Here is a 20,570-nt window from a genome sequence, read left to right as displayed (position 1 = left end):
TTCGTATATGTTGTCTCCCACGGATGGTGAACTCTCTATTTTGCGCGTACTCTGGGACGCCGGACCGCTGACGGTACGGGAAGTTAACGACCGACTGAACCGCCGCCTGCGAAATAAGCAAACGGCCGAGGCGCCGCCCGACAAGCCGATCGGGTACACCACCACGCTTAAACTGATGCAGGTAATGGCCGACAAGGGGCTCGTGCACCGGGACACCTCCTCACGCAGTCATGTATACACCGCCGCGGCCGGGCGCGAGCGCACGCAGCAGGGGCTGCTGCGGCGCTTCGTACAGTCCACCTTCGGGGGGTCGCGCACCCAACTCGTACTCCGGGCCCTGGGGGAGGGAGATGCCTCTGCCGCGGAATTGGCGGAGATCAAGCGGCTGATCGAGAAACTGGAAAATGAAGACCGCCATGCTTGAGCCACTGTTCCCGGCGGCCTCACTTTACGCTACGGGCCTGACGATCCTGCATTCGTTCTGGCAAGCCACCTTGCTTGCTCTGGTCCTGTGGTGGGTGTCGCGGTGGCCGCGTACCTCGGCGGATATACGCTACTTACTGGGGGTAGGCTTGCTGCTTGGTCAGGTGGTGGTTTCTGCCGTGACCTTTGGCTACTACTATTCACCGGCACCGGCCGGTGGCCCATGGAAGGACGTACACGCCGCCGCGCCGCTTATCGTTGCCGTTCCTGAGCATGTTTCACAACCCGGGCTGTTCTGGTCGGCGGATTTCTGGCTCACCGCCCTGGTTGCTGGTTGGGCCGCCAGTATGATCGCGGGAGCCGTGCGGCTCAGCTGGTCGTACGGACAACTCCGCCGCCTGGCCGGCACCGCACAGCCCATCACCGCCACCGGGGAGTACGCGCTCATCTTCCAGGAGGTAGCTCGCCTGGCCAACCGTATCGGCTACCGCGGAACCCTGCGCCTCGGTCTTACGGAACGGATCAGCGGGCCGATGCTCGTCGGGCACATCCGGCCGATCCTGCTCTTTCCCGTTGCGCTGGTTAACCAGCTTACCAGCGAAGAGGCCGAGACGGTCATCCTACACGAACTGGCCCATTTGCGGCGCTGCGACCACCTGCTGCACCCGGTGCAGTGCCTTGTAGAGGTCCTGTTCTACTACCACCCGGCCATTCACTGGATCAGTGCACGGGTACGGGAGGAGCGCGAGCACTGCTGTGACGACCTAGTACTCCGGCACGGCCCCGGTCGCCTGCCCTATGCTCGCGCCCTGCTCTACTTCAGCGAACACCCCGTCGCCCCCGCCGCCCTATCCCTCGCGGAGGGTGGGGGACTGCTCGGTCGGATTCGCCGCTTCATCGATCACCAGGAAATTAAGTACACCATGAACCACAAACTTCTGCTATTGCCCCTGCTGGCCCTCCTTACCCTCATCAGCACCGCTGCCTATGCACCCGATGCCGAACCCGTAGCCGCCGACCCCGGCCCTGCGTTGACGATCGTGAAACCCGCGCTCGCCGCCCCGGATACCTTGCCACCCGGCGATCATCTAGTGACCAAGATTTCGGATGGTAAAACCACCCGTGTGCGGGTCGAGGATGGCGAGATCACGGAGCTGGAACTCGACGGGCGAGCTATACCCCCGGAAGAATTCGATGAGCACGAGGCCACCGCCGAGCGGTTGCTGGGTATGGAAAGTCGACCGTACCACCTGCGTGTCTGGAACGACAGCGCCTTCCGCGCCCCGATGCATTTTGGCCCGCTCGACTCTTTCCCGGAAATGCGGGCGCGCTTCTACCTGGACGAAATGGACTACGACGACTTCCATTTTGACTTTCAAGGCCTCGCCGAGCGGATGGACTCACTGCAGGGGAAACTCGCCCGCATCTACCACTTCGAGGGAGAAGATGGCGAATTCGGTTTCCGCTGGGAGGGCATGGACCTGGACAGTTTCACGATGCCCGAGCTGCCGGAAATGCCGGACATAGAGTTCTATCAGCCCTACCTGCGCAAGATCGATGAACTCGACCTGAAGGCCATCGAAGAGCGGGAACGCCAGTTACGGGATGCCCTGCGGGAACTGGAAGCCCGCAAGAAAAAGCTATCAGAAGAGCAGGATATTCGCGGTGAGGCCCTTTATCTGGCCCCAGCTATCGACCCGGCGGGCGAAATGGAACGGTCCATCGCCCAGCGAAAAGCGGCCGCCCGCCAAACACGGGAGCAGCACCTCGCCGAAGGCCGCCGACTGCGGGAGCAACCCTGGAATCATGCGGAGGTTTCTCCCCCCGTGGTTGCCTTCGCATTTCAGACCACCTGCCCTGATGTACGCCGCGCTATTCGGATGGAACGGTTGGCGCCCCGACTATTGGACAACGACCGGATGATCATCCGTGAGGTACAGCGGGCCGTTGCTCCGGTACGGGCGCTGCGCCATGTCTATCCCGGTTAGCCCTTGACGGCCATCTCGGCTTCAACGAAACTCAGGAAACGATCGAGGGCGCGGCGCTTGCCGTCGTCCAGGTCGTAATCGATGTGGTGGGTGAAGTAGTGCTCCAGGCTGAAATCAGGACTCGGTGAAGGCAGCAGATACTGCAACTGCGGCAAATGGTCCAGACCTTCCCGCAGGGCGGCGTTGAAATCGGCCACGAACTTGGAGGACAACGTCCGCGTCGTCACCCAGGCCGCAAAGACAAAGGGAAGTCCGGTATGTGCCTTCCACGCCGATCCGAGGTCGTAGACGTGGGCGAACCGCTTTTCCAGTCCGATGCTGCGATCGCCAATGACGAGTCCGCCGATAGGGCCATTAATGTGGTTGATATACCCGTCGCGTGCCTCGAGGAAGGTGATGTCGTGCCGCCAGTATTCGGCCAGGAGCAGGCGGGCCAGCATCACGGAAGTACGGCTGTGGTGATCGAGGTAAAGGTGGGTCATTTCCTCCAATGGTACATCGCCGTAGATGCACACGGTGGCCACCGCCCCGTCGGTTCCGATGCAGTAATCGCTGATGATCTCGTAGTGCGGCAATTCGGGCAGGACGGCCACGGGCACCAGCGCGATGTCGGCTTCTCCCGCTACCAGGCGGCGGGCGCATTCACTGGGAATGGCGAGGTCCATCTGCAGGTGATCGCTGATCGGGTTGCGCAGCAGGCCGTACAGGAGGGGCTTGGTGTTCAGGTAACTAACGGCGACCAATCGGTGGGTCTGGCTTACCATCTTTCGACGTTTAGGGGACCGGGGATGTGGCTGCGGTCGTTTTGCAGATGAAATTCGTACTGTCCGGGCTGTTGCTGTTCGGCAACCCAAAGGCCGAGGTTATTGTGTTGGAGTTCGTTCATGCGGTGCAGGGGCCGGCCCATCATCAGGGTGACTAATCCGCACATCGCCCGACCGTGACTGCACACCAGGATACGGGATTCGCGGCGCTCGTCAAGGTGGCGGATAAACCGCTCGAGCCTTTCCCCCAGTTCGCGGGCGCTTTCCCCGCCGCCGATGCGGCCGTCGAGTTGGCCTTCGCCCCACCCGTCCTTCACGGCGCGGTACTCGGCAATGCTTTCCGGAGTGCCGAGTTGTCCTTCGTGACTTCCCCACGACATCTCATTGATGGTCTCGTGCTTCTCCCAGGGCAACCCCGCCTCAATGAAGGGCCCCACCGTTTCCCAGGTCCGTTTCAATCCGCTGGTGATGACCACCTCAAATGGTTCGTGCCGGTACTGCTCGTAAAAATGACCTGCCTGTAGTATACCCGTCTCGTTCAGGCTGGAGTCGACGCCGCTCCCCTGCACGATGCCGCGCAAGTTGTAGTCCGTTTCCCCGTGGCGTACGATGTAGATCAGTTTACGATTTCCCATCGGTATTTTTGATTTACCATTTACCATTTTCGATTTACAATTTTGGTCTCCGCTCGCTGAGTTTCGTTTGCCTTTTTCTCGCTCGTCTTTGTTTTCAATTCTTACTCAGCCGCACGAGCGTAGCGAGCTGCCCCGCAAATTGTAAATTGTACATATTCAATTGTCAATCCGGAACGCATTTACAGTTTTCGATTTTCAATTTTTGGTCTCCACTCGCTGAAGCTCGTTTGCCTATTTCTCGTGAGTCAAGGTTTCCAAAACTCAGTCGCCTCCACGAGCGCAGCGAGCTGCCTCGCAAATAGTAAATGGTAAATTGTATATGGTAAATGCTAAATTGTCAATCGTAAATCCTAAACCACCGGCAAAGAAGTATACCCCCGAAACTCCTTGTCGCCGGCAAACTCCACGTCCGTAAAATCTTCCACCACGCCGTAAAGGGTATCGCGTTCGATGGGTTGGCGCCCGACTGAGCGGATCATTTTTACCAGGTCTTCGGTGCTCAGGGCGGGGTGCTTTTCCTCGGCGCCGGCCATGGAGTAGATCCGGGTGGTATCGTCGATGGTGCCGTCGAGGTCGTCCACGCCGAAGGCCAGGCTGAGTTGGGCGGTGGTGCGGCCGATCATGGGCCAGTAGGCCTTCACATGGTCGAAGTTATCGAGGTAGATGCGGCCGATGGCGTAGTTGCGCAGGTCTTCCACCACGCTGGTTTCGGGCAGGTGACTCAGTTCGTTGTTTTCGTTGCGGAACTTCAGCGGGATGAAGGTCTGGAAGCCCCCCGTCTTGTCCTGCAGTGCCCGCAATTGCTCCAGGTGGTCAACGCGGTGACGGTATTCCTCGATGTGGCCGTAAAGCATGGTGGCGTTGGACCGCATTCCCAGTTCGTGCCAGATTTCGTGGATGCGCAGCCACTGCTCACCAGAGCATTTTCCGCCGGCAATTTGGTCGCGGATCTCGGGAGCGAATATCTCCGCCCCGCCGCCGGGCATGCTGTCGAGACCGGCCTCTTTCATGAGCCGCATACCCTCCTCGTAGCTGATTTTGGCCTTTTTGAATATGTAGTGGTACTCCACCGGCGTGAGGGCCTTGACGTGCAATTCCGGACGGTGAGCCTTGATCCGGCGGAACAGCTCGGTATAGAAGGGGACGTCGTACTGCGGCAGTACCCCGCCGACGATGTGGACCTCGGTGACGGGCTTGCCGTCGTACTGTTTCACAATGTCGAGAATGTCTTCCAAAGAGTATTCCCAGCCGTCCTCACGCTTTTTGATGCGGCGACTGTAACTGCAAAAGGAGCAGGTATACAGGCAGACGTTGGTCGGCTCCACGTGGAAATTGCGGTTGAAGTACGTGCGATCGCCGTGCTTTTGCTCCCGCACGTGGTTAGCCAGGGCGCCGAGGTAGCCCAGGGGCGCTTCATCGTACAGCATCAAGCCCTCTTCGGGGGTGATCCGCTCACCGTTCTTCACCTTCAGGGCGGCGGCGCGCAGGTGCGGGGCCAGGCGGGAATCGCGGAGAAGGGTGGTGAGGGAAGGAGTAGTCATACGGTGATTGTTGCAGTCGGCAATACAACACCCATCCTAACTTTCAGTTTTTTTTGAAACTAATATCTCCCGATTATTTCATTTCCAGCAGCTCGAAGGTCACGCGGCGGTCATCGCGGGTCCAGTTAGCGGCGTAGATGATGAGCAGGCGCTGCCCCACGCGTGGAGCGGCACGTCGGAGTTGCCGGGGCTCATAGCGGAAGGCCATGACGCGACCGGATGCCAGAAGGATCATGACGGCTTCCCGCCCAACCTCCAGGAGCTCGCCCTCGGTCTGGTACACGGTCGGGGCGTCACGCAAGGTGACGGATCGGGGGTCGGGTCGCGGATGCTTTGCGGCTACTGGCGAGTCGAGCGCACGGGCGAGGGGAAAGTCGCTATACTTCAATTCTGGCTCGGTCGCTTCCGGCTCCCCCAGTTCGAGAAGGGCCGTGCAGTGTTCGGCGAGCGGATCGACCAGGAGTTCGCCCAAGCGTCGCCGGTCGCTGGCCAACAGGACCGACAACTGCAGTTCGTCTTGTATGCGACGTGGGTGGGCTTTGGCAACGTCTTCAATGCAGCGACCGGCCTGCAACCGGGGATAGACGATCTCCCCGGTCGTCATGCAGGAGCAAACCTCGTCGGCCAGTTGACGCAGCAGCGACTGCGCCGAGAGGGGCAGGCTGAAGAGACAACAACAGAGGAATATTAAGGATACGTTCATGTCCGTAAGGGGATAAGCACGGCCGATCCCAAGATACGCCATGGCATTACAAATCAATTGCGGTTGCTATGCGTGCGCCGCCCTACCTTAATATCTTCATATTGCTTCCGTATGCGAACCACCCTGTGTTGCCTGCTTGTCGTCTTGCTCGGCACCTGCGCCCGCGCCCAGAACGCCCCACCTAACGTACTCTTTATCCTGACCGACGACCAGGGGATCGGGGACCTGTCGCTGCACGGAAACGACAGCATCCGCACGCCCAATCTGGACCGCCTGCTCACCCGCGGCGTGCGCTTTGAACGATTTTACGTGAGTCCGGTATGCGCGCCCACGCGGGCGGGGTTTCTGAGTGGACGCTATCCTCCGCGTACCGGATCGATCTACGTGACCCGGCGGCTCGAGACTATGGACGACGACGTGGTGACGCTGGCCGAACACCTGCAACGCGCGGGCTACCGTACCGGCCTGTTCGGGAAATGGCACAACGGTGCCACCTTCCCTTACCACCCCGCCGCTCAGGGCTTTGAGGAATTTTTGGGTTTCACCCTGGGGCACTTTAACGACTACTTTGCCGGCGAGCTGCGCAACGAGAAGGATGAGGCGGTGCCGTTCCGTGGTGACCTGACGCAGATTCTCACCGACTCCGCGGCCCAGTTCATGCTCTCGTCCAGCACTCCGTTCTTCTGTATGCTGGCCTACCAGGCACCACATACGCCAGTACAGGTCGCCGACCGCTACTGGGAAAGCGTCAAGGAAAGGGGGCTGACCGACTATAATACGGGTATCTACGCCATGATCGAAGCGGTGGATGAGCGGGTAGGGGAGTTGCTGACGGCCCTGGAAGCGGCGGGTAAACTGGAGCATACCCTGGTGATCTTCGCTTCGGACAACGGCCCGAACGGCGACCGCTTCCGGATGGGATTGCGCGGGACGAAGGGCCAGGTAGATGAGGGCGGGGTGCGCGTGCCGTTTGGCATGCTGCTGCCGGACCACCACCCGGCTAATGGTCGTGTAATCTCCCGCCCCGCCGCCCACATCGACCTGTTACCGACCGTGCTGGATCTGCTCGGCCGGCCGATACCCGAGGCGTTGGACGGGGTGAGTCTCCTTCCCTTGCTGGAGGGCGGACAGATGGACCACCGCTTTATCTACGGGTTTGGACAGGGGCCGCGGTTCACCGGTTATCCCGGCACGATGCGGGGAGAGCGGTACCTGTACGTCGCCCGCGATAGCGGCAGCCACGAGTTGTACGACCTGATTGACGATCCGGGACAGACCCAAAACATCTACGTCGCGCGGGGTCACGTCGGTCCGGCTATGGCCGAGCGTTACCGCACGAAAGCGATGGAGGTTGGTGCCCCCGGTCTTGTGGCACCGCCGATCGATCTCGAAGCCGGTCCGACTACGGTACAACTGCAGGCACACGAGGGTGAATCCCTGGGGCGTACCCGCTATAGCGAGCCCAACGGATGGGCGAATGATTTTTTCGTGGATGTGGGCATCGATGGTGCTTACTGGCCGGTTTTGACGCGGCGCGCAGGCCGGTACCGGGTCACGGTTGAGTATCACCTGGACGCTCCGGGTCCGCAGGACGTAATAATACGGCCCGAGGGGGGAGAGGGGCTCGCATTTCAGTTGCCCATAGCGGTGACCTGGCAGCAACCGGTGGCTGACCGCGTACCGCGCAAGGAAGTCTACCCGCGAGCGTGGGCTACGCAAGAGGTCGGGGTGCTGGAGGTGCCGGCGGGGTGTACGCGATTGACCCTGTCCACGCCCATCCAGGCCGGCGAGGAGACCGGTTTGTGGATCAAAGAGGTGCGGCTTACCCGCCTGGAACCTATCGGAGGATAACTACCTTACCCAGTCCGTTGGCGAAGAACTGATCGGTGCCGTTGTCGTAGGCTTCCAGGCTATCTCCGTTTCCGTCGGAAGTGATGACGCGATACAGATAAACGCCGTTGGCCAGCAGATCGCCGTATTCATCGGTTCCGTCCCAGGTAAAGTCTGTGCGGTGCGTGCCGACCGTAACATTCTCGTGGGCAAGCAGGTCTATATCGCGAACCACCCGGCCGGAAACCGTCATGATCTGAATTCGGAATACCTCGGGTGGGGTACTTCCGGTGAGGGTGTAGACGAAGCGGGTCTGGGTGGTGAAGGGGTTGGGGTAGGTCAGTACGTTGGTGATCAATTGTTGGTTGATTACTTCGAACGTTTGCTGGTACTCAAGCGCTCCGGCGCGATTGCGGGCACGATCGCTGGCTTGCACCACCAGGGAGTACACGCCGTCCTGTAGGAGTTCTGGCCGGAAATACACTTCGGCAAGGTTGGCCCCGTCGGCGGGAGCCGGAACGAACTCGACCCGTTCATCCGAAAGGCGAATGGTTTCTTTGTTGCCATCGGGACCGGTAAGCTGAATGGTATAGGCGCTCGAATCGTCCAGGCGGCGGAATTCATTTTCGTCGCGGAGCTGAATGAGGATCTCCGGTTTGGCGCTGACCAATTCGCCGTCGCGGATGATCCGTCCGTCGTAGTACACCTTCAGATCGGGGGCAACGTAATCCACCTCCACGCCGAGGTCGGTGGTCAGGAGGTTGTTGAAGAGTACGTCTTCGGGTTGGTCCCGTTCGGGGTTGAGGCGGAGTTGCACGCGCAATCGGGAGGCAATATCCTGCGTCGGCAGAGTGAATACCGCCTTGCCGGATCCGTTGCCGGCCAGCGGGGGCTGGCGTTTGCGGAGGGTAGTCACTTCGTTGCTCTCGTCGACCACCGTCAGTTCGACCAGGAGGCTGTCCATGGGAATGGGGGAAACGTTCTCGTAGCCGATTTCCAGATTACCAACCTGGCCCTGATCGAGGCGCTCGGGAACGGAGTACGCAACGGCAGGGCTAACGGCGACGTCACCCGGGCGGCGGTAGTTGGCGAAGATTTTTTCGATGGTAGCCACGGTGCGTTCCGTCTCGTCGTACAGTTGGAAGGCGGGCAGGATGTAGGGATATTCCCGGGCATCGTAGGCTCTCAGGTCCACCGTGAAGGTGCGCTGGGACCGGATGTCGAGGGGGTATTCCTGCAGTACGCGTCGTTCTCCTGTGGGCGTCTGACCGATCAATTGGAAATAGGAACTGTCGGCGGGCCCGATGGCTGCATCGGAAAATTTGATGGTCAGATCGGTCCACTCCAGGGCCGGTCCGATGGGGGGGGCGGTATAGTTGCCGCGTTGCCAGTTTTCCTGGATGGGGATGAGCACGTACGTCTGGGCGTCCTGGGAAGTGGCGACGGCTTCCGCGAGCGGTCCGAAGCCTTTTTGGTATCCGAAGGTATACGGGACGGACCCCAGGCTTTCCAGGAGACGGATCTGTTCGGCCCCTTCTTCCTCGAGCATGCCGTAAATGGTGCGCCCTACTTCCGTGGAATCGGTGAGCCAGTCTTCATTGTGGTACTCGAGGTCGGTCCCGCGTTGTACGCTGTAGACGAATACGTACTGTCCGTCCTGTACGAATTCCTCCAGAAAGCGGATGAGGCCGTGCCGTCCCGCGGCCGTGCGGGTGTCAAAACTCCAGGGTGTCGCAGTACCCGTAGGCGTATTGTAAGACCCGTCACCGGCCCGATACCAAATGCTATTATTGATGCTGTCGACTACCATGACCTGGATACCAGTCCTGATCTTCCAAGGATGGGGCGAATTGAAGCGCGTTCCGTTCCAGACCAGGCGAGGCATCTCCCGGCTTTCGTAAACGCCATTGAAAATTTCAATGTCGTTTACTGTGCGGGTGTAGTTCCAGTCGGCGGAACGGGGGTCCAATTCGATATTCTCAATTGTACCCTCAATAAATTGACCGGGATCAGCGACCGCAAAACCGACCTGCTCGGGTGCCTGGTCGGCCAGGTAAGTAAAGCTGCTTTCGCTCCACAGGTAACCCGCGCCGAGGGTTTGGGAACTGTCCGGACTGATCCGCCAATAATAGGTCGCACTATCGGTATAAGTCAGGGAAGGGGTATACCGGATGACGCCCCCGGGGGCGGTGATCTCATCATCGACTACAGTGGTGCGGAAGTCAGACTCCCGGGCCATCTGAATGCGGTATTTGCGTTCCGGAGCCAGCGGGTCGGACGATCCGGCTACCAGGGATTGACCGGGCCCGATGACGGCGAAGTCGGGTGGATAAGCCGTTTTTGCGGTGTTGGCCACCACGGTGAAGGGGGCTCCGGGGCGACCACCGATCACCACATTGTTATTGACCTCGGCGGCCGGGGCGGGTAATTCCGTAATGGTGTCGCCGGCATCCACCGTTATGTGCAGGCGATTGAGGCCTACCGCGTCAAATCCGGTATTGGGCAGGGAGATCGTCAAGGGGTTTTCGTAGTAGGGAACTTCAACGGTGCGGAGGCCCAGGTCCACTAGGGTACCGCCGGGGAGCTCCTGCCGAAATCGGAGGGTTACACTGTCCGGGAGATTGTCCGGACGGGTACCCAGGTTCATGACGCGCAGGCTGACCGAGAAACTGGAATCCTGGGCCGGGATGACGGTGGGCTCAAACTTTACCGAAGCGGGGTCGATCACAAGGTCCGGACCGGGGCGGGGATGAAAACGGAAGGCTGGGTCGCCGCTGAGTGAGAACTGTTCCAACAGAATGCCCAGCGTAAAATTGTTGGTACCGGCGTAATCGGCAATCGCCGCCCGCAGGACATCGCCGATTCCTTCTCCGTACTGATCGTTGCCCAGGTGCTGAAAGACACTACGCCCGTACGTGCCCAGGGCACTGATGTATCCCAAGCCCTTGGAAGCAGCAAAGGTGATGGCCCCGCCGTCGGGCAGAAAAATGAATCGTTCGCTAATGCTGCGGTTCGACGTAAACGCATCGCCGCTGTAGCACCCCAGGCTCATCATGAAGGGATACTTGCCGACGTTTTCGTAATTGTCGGGGTTGTCGATATTGAAATCGAACCCTTCACTGCTGGAATGGCCATAAAAGGTGATGATGGAGGTGCCGGCGTTGATCCGGTCGAAAATGGTCTCGGTTCGCGCGTCTTCGATGGGCTCGCTACTCGTACGAAAGACACTGTTGACGTTGCCCCCGAATTTGCTGGTTTCAAAAATCTGCTCCATGGTACCGAGGTTATACCGGATAGACGCCTGCTCACCGGCCGACTGACCGCCACCAAGGAACAAGGCCTGTTTCATCCAGTCCAGATCTTCTACCGTCTGGTTCGCCAGGGTGATCTGCCGCTCTACATCCTCCAGTTTTCGGGCGTAGAGGGCCACTTCCGCCGGAGTGATCGCGGCCAGGCGACCGGTAGACAAGCGGGGCAGTACGCTGCCCAAGGGGGCGGACAGGAGATTGTCGGAGGCCGGAAGCCCGAAACTGGGAACGAAAAAGGTCGACCAGGCCGCCGCCAGGTTGTCGGCACTGCGCAGACTGGTATACTCCCGACCCTTGCCAATAAGGAAAAGGTATTGCAGATTTGGTGCGCGCTCCATGGCAGCAGCCAGGTAGTTACGAATGGCCTGCGGGTGGCGCCGTAGTCCGAACCCGAACGCCTCATAAAGGTCTTCCACATAGGCCACGTGAACGCGGTACGCTCCACCGAGCCCACTGCGGCGGTAGTTGGCCAGGGCGTCCAATCCGGGCCCAGCCAGCCGTCGGCTGCTGATGATGAGGTAGTCGGTCGCTGCGGGGGGGAGGTAATCATTGAGCACCAGCGGTACGCTGCCGGCCGGAGCAAGAAAAGCACTGGCCAGCACAAACGACCGCGGGGTAGCGGCGGCGGGCAGATTGAAGCGACCGGCGGTGACGGGGGTATACACCCGGCCGTTTGTCAGGTCGTACAGGCGTGCGGTGGAAGTATTGCCCGTAAATGCGAGGGTTAGGGCATCGCCGGCCGGAAGGGTGAAGGGCAACTGGATGCCGTCCAGGGTGGCCGCGGCGGGGTAAGTTACGGTGACGTAGGCCAGGTTGGCCTTGTCTTGGTCGCCCGCCAGGCCGTCAATTTTGAGCGTTGCCTGTTTGCCGGAGAGGGAGAAAGGGTAGCTCAGTTCGTTTACGCTCCAGTCCTCGGAAATGAAGTTGTCGACGGTCTGCCCATTGACCGTGATTCGCTGCCGGTGGTCGTTGCCGAAGGCCAGTCCGAAGCGCAGGGTAAGTTCCGCCGCACCATCGACCGCACCGGGGAGTGCCAGATCGACGGTTGAGGAGGTAGTGCCGTTACTCGAAAGTAGGTCATTATTCGCGCGTTGGCCGTACCCTTCCGCCAGTTCGTAGTGGGAAAACTGGATGGTGGAACCCGAACTCCGCTGAAAATACTTGCTTGGCACATCGGTAAACAACCGCTCGGCCGTGCGCTGGATGGTGGTAACTACCGGTCCACCCGATCCATCACCCGGCACGTACCGATCTGCGCCGTCCACCGATTCAACGGTGGTAAGGTAATAGGCGGCTGTATCGGTGTACATACCGTAGCGCGGGTTTAACTGTTCGCTGCTACCCCCCGGGAAGAGAAGGCTGTCCATTTCGCCCCGTGCCTGTCGGCCGTAGAAGGCCAGTCCGGACGGCGAAATATCCAGGGGCACGATCTCTCCGCGGTGATAAAGGCGGTAGCGCTGTCCTTCGCTCTCCGATGCGGGGAATCCGGCCGCGATGAGGGCATCCGGGCCAATTTGATAGAGTCCGTCGCGCGCGACCTCGATGCGGAGGTACTGCTGGCCCGGTACGTACCATTCGTTGCCGTGAAGCGTATCCTGACCGACCGGGATCTGCGCCATGAGGTCACCAAAAAACAGGGAGAGCAGGAGGAAAAGCGTAAAGGTGCGCGGCATAGAGGGGCGTTCGTCGGGCATCAGGCCCGTAGGTAGGATAGGGAAAACACTAAAGGTAACGTCGCCGTAGCGCCGTGGCATACAAGTGAAGGCAGGAAATTGTCCGGCACAAGACCGTCCTACTTCCCAACCACGAGCTCTATTGAGTGGGAAGGGATCTGTCCGCGCAGCGGCGGCATTCCACGGTAGGCCAGGCCAAAAGCTATCTGGGCCGATCCGGTAGGAGCATTCGGCGGCAGGTGCATCTGACCCGAATAGAGCAGCACCTCGCGGCCAGCGGGCAGACCGGTAGCCGCAAGGGGTTCGAGTGGCCAGTATAGCCTTTCTCCGTCGGGATACATCAGAATGGCGAAAAGCCGGATCGGCCAGTCCGTTTCGAAGTCCACCGCGACCGGGGAGGCGGCATACAATTCCAGGTCCAGGCTACCTGTGGTGGCAAGTTGCGCGGGCAGGGGTTCGGCCGGTTGGAGTTGCGTGAGTCGGGCTACCTGAAAATCTGCCACTGGCCGGAGAAGCAGGTCGCTTTTTTGGGCTTTGAACGGTATGGTGCCAAACCAATTCCAGTTTTTCTGACCGGCGATCAGCACCGAGTCGCCTTGAAAACTTGTATCCCGCTGCCACAAGTCGTACTGATTCGGACGGTAGGCCACATCGGTAAAGGTCCAGGCCGGCTTCCCTCCGCTGTAGAATTCATAGAGGGATGCCAAGCGGTAACTGTCTTCGAAAATCACCGGCATATCTCCTGCACGGTGGCTGAGCTCGGCCACCCACGGGGCGTGATCGAAAGGTTTTTCAAAGGGCAACCACGCTCTGGGGGCCATGAGCAGCAGTCGGGCAACGACCAGGAGGAGGCCGGTCGCGACGCACATCCTCCACAATCCCGACTGCCAATTTGGAAAGCGTTGCACGAAGCGGAAGGTGAGATACACGAGGGGAATCGCCAGCGCCGCGGTCCACTGGGCTTCGGTCCGCCCCTTCGTAGTCGTATAGAGGAAAAACAGCAGGAAGCCCGCAATCAGCCACCGGCAGGCCCGCTCGAAGGCGTCGCGCGCGTGGTCACGGCGAAAGGTCAGCCAGTAATGGTAGAGCAGCAGCGGGCTGAATATGAGCAGTTGGTTGGCGATGTACTGTACCGTGAAGCTGAACCGGTAGGGGTCGTCGCGCCCGCTGAGGTGATAGCGGAAAGAAGGGTAGTCGTGCACGTATTGCCAGTACAGGTGCGGGAGGAATAGCGCGGCACCACCGAGGGCGGCCAGCCACGCGCCAGGGCGGCGCAGGAGGAAGGCCAGATTCGGCAGAACGCTGAACAGGATGATCACCGCCCCGTGGTACTTGCTGTACATCAGACCCGCCATGGTCAACCCCCATACCGCTCCCTGTCCCAGGGTGGGGCGGTCGAGGAAATTCCGGTAAGCCAGCAGATACAGGGCGGTAAAGAGCAGGAGGGGGCCATCGGGGGTGGCGATGAAGCCATACACCTGCAGCATGGGTTGCGCAAAAAGCAGTCCGGCCAATAACCACAGGTCACCCCCCCGGGGTCGTCCCGCCAACTCGTAAACTACGGCAAAGGCAGCCGTACTGGCCAAAACGTGGCCGAATCGCAAGCCCAATGCACCGGGCAACCAGTCCCGCCCCAGTGAAACCAGCAGGGCTACAGCGGGCGGATGATCGAAGTAGCCCCAGTCCAGGTCACCCGCGTACATCCAGTAGTAGGTCTCATCGGGGTCCAGCGGAGTGAGGCCGGCCTGCAGCATATTGAGCAGGAGCCAGGCCGTCAGGAGCCAAAGGGGCCGGACGTCGCGGGGAAGTGCTTGCATCCTGCGAAGGTACTTCCGTTCGCGTGGCCGGCCCCCGGCCTCCCTGTTGACGGTAGGAGAAAGCCCCGCTGGGGGCGGAGCACTGCCCGAAAATGCCAAAGTCCTCCACCCGGACGAATGCCGGGAGAAGGACGGTAAAGGCGAACAAGAGACACTGTATTTTCTTGTTCCGAAAGTAAGTCGTTCATAGTGCCGGCCAATTGGCCATGCGTTAATCATAGTGCTGACCTCAGGCGGGTAAGCAGGCGTAACAAGAATGCCGTAAAAGGAGTCGCTTAGATCAGGGGTTGCCAATAGGGGGCGGCGGCGCGAAAAAGCAACAGGCACTACCGTGGTGCAGCAATGTGCCGCGGTTTACCTCCAGCGCCACAGGATGGCCCTCAGGCCGTGAACCCGTAGCCCGATCGGGCAACTGGGGGGTGAATTGGATAGGAACATAAGCTACACTTTTAGGTGATATTTCCAGACAACAAATCAATTTCCCGGTCATTCATTCCACGCGGTCACCAGCCATTGACCGACGTGACGTGCGGTCGGCGCGAACCGATCGAAATGCATTATTTCGGGTAGAAATAGGGTTTATAAGTTAATACCCAGGACAGGGGAGCCGGAACATCCCGGATCATATCAAAGGCAAACTGGGGCGCTTCCTAACATAAGGCAGAAAACGGGGGGTGGAAGCTGGTGTAAGGGTTTTAGTACACTTTCAAATCTATTGTAACATACGAAATTTTCACGGGCAAGGTTCTCTCGACACATATAAAATTTTAAGAAATATTAAATGTCGGAACATTGCATTGCGAACGTTAAATGTATATACATATATTTGGTGACCATTGATTTTGGCACATACCTACAATGCTGCCTGGCAGATAATTTCCTGGAGTATAACACCTCCATTGGTGGCCCGGCAATTGGGAACATGACCAGTGGCTCCAAAAAGAGCCTGGTCTTCGATGCCGGATCTTGGCTGAACCCCCGGTGGAAGTCCATTCCCTTAAACTTCCCAATCGAAGTAATTACATAAGTCAAGCGATTGGTGGGTGGTTTTCCGGGCGGTTTCGGATATTTGCGGACTATGTCCTACCAAACCCCGATTCAAGCCTTTCTTATCCTTTTGCTGCTGACCGCCTGCGGTGACCCGGAACCCGACCCGCAGCAGCCGGACAATGCCGAACTTTCGTCCGCCCTTCTCGGTACGTGGGAAACCGTGGAATACAACGTCGATTACGCCACCTACCTGGGGGGCGACACCGCTTACGTGGAGCGGATCCGGGAGGCGGACTGGGGCCGCAAGTACGGCGTCAACCCGCCCAGTACGGTCTTTACTCCCGACGGTAAACTGCGGCGTACGCACCGGCTCAAGACGGGGCAGGTGGCCAACGTGACCAACGGCATCTGGCGGGCACAGGGCGATAGCCTGTTCGTTATCGAACCCAACATCACGTACACCTATTACCCCGAACTGGAGGGCGACCGCCTGGAACTTAGCGGAGTAGTGGACCAGGACCAGGATGGCGCCCGCGACGATACCTTCCGGGCGGTTTACCGGTTGGTCAGTCGCACCCGCTAGGCGGATTTACAGATCCAGTTTCAGGTTCAGTTCGCGTAGTTGATCGGTGTCGATGCGGGAGGGAGCATCGATCATCACGTCGCGTCCCTGATTGTTTTTCGGGAATGCAATGAAGTCACGAATCGACGACTGGCCATTCATCACGGCGCACAGGCGGTCGAAGCCGAAAGCAATACCGGCGTGCGGTGGGGCTCCGTATTCAAAAGCACCCATGAGGAAGCCGAACTGCTCTTCCGCCTCCTCCGGCGTGAAGCCCAGCAACTGAAAGTTCTTCTCCTGCAGCCCCCGGTCGTAGATACGGACTGACCCTCCACCGATTTCCGCCCCGTTGATAACCAGGTCGTAGGCGTCGGCCTTCAAGGATTTCATGGTCTCGTGGTCGCCGGTCAGCATCCGTTCCACCTCCTCGCGTTTGGGACTGGTAAAGGGATGGTGCATGGCGTGGAAGCGATTGCTTTCCTCGTCCCACTCCAGCAGCGGGAAATCGACCACCCAGAGCGGCTTGAACTCCCCGGCCGGAATCATATCGTATTCCGCCGCGACGTGCAGTCGGAGGGTACCCATCTGGGTCCGCGTTTTTTCGGCCTCACCCGATAGGACAAGCAACAAATCTCCCTTCTCGGCACCCGCGCTTTGCGCCCAATTGGCCAGTGCGTCCTGATCGAAAAATTTGTCTACGCTCGATTTAAAGCTGCCGTCGTCGTTGCACTTGACGTAGACCAGGCCCTTGGCACCCACCTGCGGCCGCTTGACCCAGTCGGTAAGCGCGTCGAGTTGTTTGCGGGATAGGTCCGCCTTGCCCGGGACCCGGATGCCCACCACCAGTTCTGCAGCATCGAAGACCTGGAAACCACGCCCCTGGGCTACCGCGTTCAGGTCGATCAGCTCCATACCGAAGCGCAAATCGGGTTTGTCGGAACCGTAGCGGCGCACGGCCTCATCGTAAGGCATGCGGGGGAATTCACCCAGTTCGATGTTTTTTACTTCGCGGAAGAGATGGCGGGTAAGGCCCTCGAAGGTATTCAATACGTCTTCCTGGGTAACAAAAGCCATCTCGCAGTCGATCTGGGTAAACTCCGGCTGACGATCGGCACGCAGGTCTTCGTCGCGGAAGCACTTCACGATCTGGAAGTAACGGTCGTAACCGGCCACCATCAGCAATTGCTTGAAGGTCTGCGGGCTTTGGGGCAGCGCGTAAAACTGACCTTCGTTAAGTCGGCTCGGCACCACGAAGTCGCGGGCGCCCTCCGGGGTGCTTTTGATCAGGTTTGGCGTTTCGACTTCAATGAAATCCTGACCGCTCAGGTAGGCGCGTACCGCCAGGGCGAGTTTGCTGCGGAACAGCAGGTTGCGCTGGAGCGGACTGCGGCGCAGGTCGAGGTAGCGGTAGCGCATGCGCAGATCGTCGCCGCCATCGCTTTCGTCTTCGATGGTGAAGGGGGGAACTTTGGACTTATTGAGCACCTGCAGGTCGCGGGCAAGTATCTCGACGTCACCGGTCGGGCGGTTGGGGTTCTTGTTGGTGCGTTCCCGCACGGTACCCGTGACCTGGACAACCCATTCACGGCCGAGTTTTCGGGCCCGCTCGGTCAGGGCCGCATCGTCGTCGCTGTCGAACACCACCTGGGTGATGCCGTAGCGGTCGCGCAGGTCCACGAAGGTGAGGCCTCCGAAGTCGCGGCCGGCCTGGACCCAGCCGCTGAGGGTCACTTCCTGGCCGGCGTCGTTGAGGCGGAGTTCTCCGCAATTGTGGGTGCGAAACATGGTGCGGTATTTTGGCGCGAAGGTAGTTGTTTGCCGCGTAGTGGAGCCGCTCCGGCGCTCGCCGATCTTCCAACAATAAAGAAAGCGCCCGACCGGAAGGTCGGAGCGCTCTCGACTAAACACAATTATTATGGTAGATGGATCTTTAAGGGGTCACCACGAGGCGGGCCAGGTGCTGGCCGGCGCGCAGCGTGTAAACTCCGGGACTAACCGGTGGTAGTTGGAAATTGGAACGGTCCAAAAGGTAGGTTCCGATCAGCCGGCCGGCGGGGCCGTACAACTGTACTTCGGAGCCCGCGGCATCCGGAAAGTGAAACCGCACTTCGGCGCCCGGACGGACAGGATTGGGGCTGACCCTAAGGGCCGATTCGGCGGTGGTGGCCAGGTTGACCGACTGCACGCCTAGTTCCGTTCGGGTGCCGTCGAAGTCATACTGCTCCAGGCGGTAGTAGTTCACGCCCCGGCTGGTAGGAAGGTGCCGGAAACGGTAGCTGCTGACGGATTCGGTGGTGCCTTGCCCGTCTACCGTGCCCAAGGCTCGGAAGTCGATACCATCGGTGCTGTGTGAGATCTGGAAGTGGCTGTTGTCCGCTTCCGCTGCCGTTTCCCAGACAAGTTCTACCGTGCCGTTGCGCGCCTCGGTCTCCCAGTGCATAAGGCTGACGGGCATAACGGCGGCCTCCGTTGGACGGAGCAGGGTACACGCCCCGGAGCACTGGGCCAGCTGCTGGTTGTAGGCATTTACACTGTTCGCGCCGTTACCGTTGTTTTCACTGGATACACTGATGTGGTTGTCGCCGTCGCGAATCTTGATTTGCGTACCACCGTCGGGAAATAAGAAGCGCGTACCGCTGGAACTCAGGCTGCTGCCTTCAAAACGGGCGTTCACGTTCTTTTCGACGGTGATGATAACATCGCGCAGGTCTTCCAGGTGATAAAGGTCGACGTTGCCAACGCCGTTCTTCAGGGTGAGGGCGCAGAGCTTCTGGCTGCGGTCTGCGGGGAAGCAAGCTTCCGAGTAAACTACCTGGCCGCCTTTGTTTTCGACGACGCAGTGGCAGTAATCCTGGGCCGAAAGGCCAAAGGAGAGGAGGGAGGCTGCGAGGAGCAGCCCGGTGAGGGTAAAAAATTGCATGTAATTGTGTTTGTGTTGTTCAGGAAAGACCCGCGGGGGAGCCGATGAGCGGCTCCCGGGGTGGGTGTTTGAAAAAAGGAAAACGGTGTGTTGTGTTGTTCATGTGCTACGTTCAAAGTGTCATGTAGCCGAATACGGAAAATCAGTAATGCCGAAAATTAAAAACGGTGTGTTGTGTTGTTCATGTGCTACGTTCAAAGTGTCATGTAGCCGAATACGGAAAATCAGTAATGCCGAAAATTAAATACAGTGTGTTGTGTTGTTCAAGTAATACGTTCATAGTGTTATGTAGCCGAATACGAAAAAGTATTCATAAAAACGTCAGCGCTGAATACAAACAGCATTAGGTAATACCATACGAAGACCCTTTAGGGGGCGGTTCGCACACTATTACCAAACAGGGGACAATAACTTGTCGAGGAAAGCTCAAGGATATTGTGTTGTTCAGTGTGTCTCGAAGCGCCCGTAGGAGCGTGCTGATCAAAGTTCTTGGACCATTAAAACAATGGCAAAGAGCGAGCTATGGGGCTCAATTAAGCAGCGAATAAAATCTGTAGACTAATACCTAAATAACAAAAGTCAGCTAAGTCAGTGATCCAACGCATCAAAACGCTCGATCTATTTACAATACAAATTTACGCCGGAGAGGTTCATGCACACAAGTGATTTTCTACTTTATTGCCTTTTTCACACTCTATTTAACGTTTGTGAAAAATACTACCGGGTTGCCACATTGACTTTCCGCTTTTCTGAGGGAGTATTTCAGAAAGTGTGTCACCTGGTTTTTTTTGCAGTGGAAGTATTCTTTGGCCAAGCCCCGGTCCAGGCGTAATCGGTCATCGTAGAGGATGGCCAGCTGAGAGAGGATGCGGTTCCAGTTGTGCATGGGCTTTTTCCACTTGGCAGTGACGTCGCGCTGGACGAGGTACAGCAGCTTCATCAGCGCCGTGTCGGAAGTGAACGACCCCTTGGTCTTGGTGACCCGCCTGAGCTGTCGGTGGAAGGCCTCGATGGCGTTCGTAGTGTAGATGACCTTGCGGATCAGCGGGCTGTAGTTGAACATCAGCGTCAGGTTGTCCCAGTTGCGGCGCCAGGAGGCGATGATCTTGGGGTACTGCTGTATTGCCCCCCTAATTGATCGGAACGGATTACAGTTCAAAAACTGTAATTTTTCACCATGTCAAAGCGCAAATTCACTACCGAAGACAAGCTGCAGATCATCAAAGAGGCTTCCGAAAAAGGCGTCAAGGTTACGCTGGAGAAGTACGACGTCTACCCGGCCACCTACTACGCTTGGCGCAAGAAGTTCTCCGAGATGGGTGAGGACGGCTTCCGCCACGGCGTCACCGTCAAGCGGCTGCGAGAGATCAAGTCCCTGGAGAAGGAGAATCGAAGTTTGAAGGAACTGGTCGCCGA

Annotated in this window: 14 protein-coding genes; 5 read left to right on the top strand and 9 right to left on the bottom strand. The window is 58.8% G+C overall.

From position 1 onward, the window contains the following. Window positions 1–7: 7 nt before the first annotated feature. Both E4021_RS15870 and E4021_RS15865 read left to right on the top strand, forming a co-directional pair. Entirely contained in the window at window positions 8–424 is a 417-nt protein-coding gene (locus E4021_RS15870; protein ID WP_168797650.1) for a BlaI/MecI/CopY family transcriptional regulator, read from the top strand. Beyond that, a complete protein-coding gene (locus tag E4021_RS15865) occupies window positions 417–2,411 on the top strand; it encodes a M56 family metallopeptidase (protein WP_168797649.1) in 1,995 nt (664 codons plus the stop codon). Before E4021_RS15870 ends, E4021_RS15865 begins: the two co-directional genes overlap by 8 nt. Here E4021_RS15865 and E4021_RS15860 read toward each other — a convergent pair. From E4021_RS15860 to E4021_RS15845, 4 genes are all read right to left on the bottom strand, one after another. Next, window positions 2,408–3,175, bottom strand: coding sequence for a menaquinone biosynthetic enzyme MqnA/MqnD family protein (locus E4021_RS15860; RefSeq protein WP_136460363.1), 768 nt, complete (start codon window positions 3,173–3,175; stop codon window positions 2,408–2,410). The two genes, E4021_RS15865 and E4021_RS15860, sit on opposite strands and share 4 nt — an antisense overlap. Continuing rightward, on the bottom strand, window positions 3,169–3,810 hold the full coding sequence (locus E4021_RS15855; protein WP_136460362.1) for a histidine phosphatase family protein: 642 nt from the start codon (window positions 3,808–3,810) through the stop codon (window positions 3,169–3,171). The genes E4021_RS15860 and E4021_RS15855 overlap by 7 nt, the downstream gene beginning before the upstream one ends. 350 nt (window positions 3,811–4,160) lie before the next feature. Beyond that, a complete protein-coding gene (gene mqnE, locus E4021_RS15850; protein ID WP_136460361.1) occupies window positions 4,161–5,351 on the bottom strand; it encodes an aminofutalosine synthase MqnE in 1,191 nt (396 codons plus the stop codon). A gap of 73 nt (window positions 5,352–5,424) precedes the next feature. After that, window positions 5,425–6,054, bottom strand: a complete 630-nt coding sequence (locus E4021_RS15845; protein WP_136460360.1) for a hypothetical protein — start codon at window positions 6,052–6,054, stop codon at window positions 5,425–5,427. A gap of 111 nt (window positions 6,055–6,165) precedes the next feature. On the opposite strand from E4021_RS15845, the gene E4021_RS15840 reads away from it, so the two are divergent. Next, the gene (locus E4021_RS15840) at window positions 6,166–7,905 is read left to right on the top strand and encodes a sulfatase-like hydrolase/transferase (RefSeq protein WP_136460359.1); all 1,740 of its coding nucleotides are present in this window, start codon (window positions 6,166–6,168) and stop codon (window positions 7,903–7,905) included. Here E4021_RS15840 and porU2 read toward each other — a convergent pair. Both porU2 and E4021_RS15830 read right to left on the bottom strand, forming a co-directional pair. Further along, window positions 7,892–12,886 (bottom strand): putative type IX secretion system sortase PorU2, encoded by a 4,995-nt coding sequence (gene porU2, locus E4021_RS15835; RefSeq protein WP_168797648.1) that lies wholly within the window; start codon window positions 12,884–12,886, stop codon window positions 7,892–7,894. The two genes, E4021_RS15840 and porU2, sit on opposite strands and share 14 nt — an antisense overlap. A gap of 98 nt (window positions 12,887–12,984) precedes the next feature. After that, window positions 12,985–14,682 (bottom strand): ArnT family glycosyltransferase, encoded by a 1,698-nt coding sequence (locus E4021_RS15830; protein ID WP_168797647.1) that lies wholly within the window; start codon window positions 14,680–14,682, stop codon window positions 12,985–12,987. 1,078 nt (window positions 14,683–15,760) lie between these two features. On the opposite strand from E4021_RS15830, the gene E4021_RS15825 reads away from it, so the two are divergent. Continuing rightward, window positions 15,761–16,255, top strand: coding sequence for a hypothetical protein (locus E4021_RS15825; protein ID WP_136460356.1), 495 nt, complete (start codon window positions 15,761–15,763; stop codon window positions 16,253–16,255). Between the two features lie 6 nt (window positions 16,256–16,261). On the opposite strand, the gene aspS is transcribed toward E4021_RS15825, so the two are convergent. From aspS to E4021_RS15810, 3 genes are all read right to left on the bottom strand, one after another. Further along, window positions 16,262–18,019 (bottom strand): aspartate--tRNA ligase, encoded by a 1,758-nt coding sequence (gene aspS / locus E4021_RS15820; RefSeq protein ID WP_136460355.1) that lies wholly within the window; start codon window positions 18,017–18,019, stop codon window positions 16,262–16,264. A 145-nt stretch (window positions 18,020–18,164) separates the two neighbouring features. Continuing rightward, window positions 18,165–19,154, bottom strand: a complete 990-nt coding sequence (locus E4021_RS15815) for a hypothetical protein (RefSeq protein WP_136460354.1) — start codon at window positions 19,152–19,154, stop codon at window positions 18,165–18,167. Window positions 19,155–19,848: 694 nt separating this feature from the next. Beyond that, complete coding sequence (locus E4021_RS15810) at window positions 19,849–20,313, bottom strand: transposase (RefSeq protein WP_136460353.1); 465 nt, start codon at window positions 20,311–20,313, stop codon at window positions 19,849–19,851. A gap of 18 nt (window positions 20,314–20,331) precedes the next feature. Between E4021_RS15810 and E4021_RS15805 the strand changes: the two genes are divergently transcribed. After that, a partial coding sequence (locus E4021_RS15805; protein ID WP_136459663.1) for a transposase occupies window positions 20,332–20,570 on the top strand: 239 nt, incomplete at its 3' end.

The sequence above is a fragment of the Neolewinella litorea genome, from assembly GCF_004803465.1.
Classification (GTDB): Bacteria; Bacteroidota; Bacteroidia; order Chitinophagales; family Saprospiraceae; genus Neolewinella; species Neolewinella litorea.
This window is presented reverse-complemented; position numbering and strand designations above follow the sequence as displayed.